Raw genomic sequence first — 272 nt, 5'->3', positions numbered from 1 at the left:
GTCAGCCACCGCGCCGCGGAAATGGCCGGGTTGGCGGTCGGCGACAGCAGTTGGCTCAGCGCCCACCTCGGCAACGGCAGTTCGACCTGCGCCATCGTCAACGGCCAGAGCCTCGACACCAGCATGGGCCTGACCCCGCTGGAAGGCCTGGTAATGGGCACCCGCAGCGGCGACGTCGACCCCAACCTGCACAGCCACCTGGCGCGGACCCTGGGCTGGAGCCTGGAGCGCATCGACTCGATGCTGAACAACGAAAGTGGCCTGCTCGGCCT

The 272-nt window shown here is 68.8% G+C and carries 1 pseudogene; it reads left to right on the top strand.

The features are described from left to right. Window positions 1–272, top strand: a pseudogene (locus tag BST14_RS32050) (acetate kinase); the annotation flags it as partial.

The sequence above is a fragment of the Mycobacterium arosiense ATCC BAA-1401 = DSM 45069 genome (assembly GCF_002086125.1).
In the GTDB taxonomy this organism is placed as follows: Bacteria; Actinomycetota; Actinomycetes; order Mycobacteriales; family Mycobacteriaceae; genus Mycobacterium; species Mycobacterium arosiense.
The sequence above is the reverse complement of the archived record's forward strand: the minus strand, read 5'-3'. Positions and strand labels throughout refer to the sequence as shown.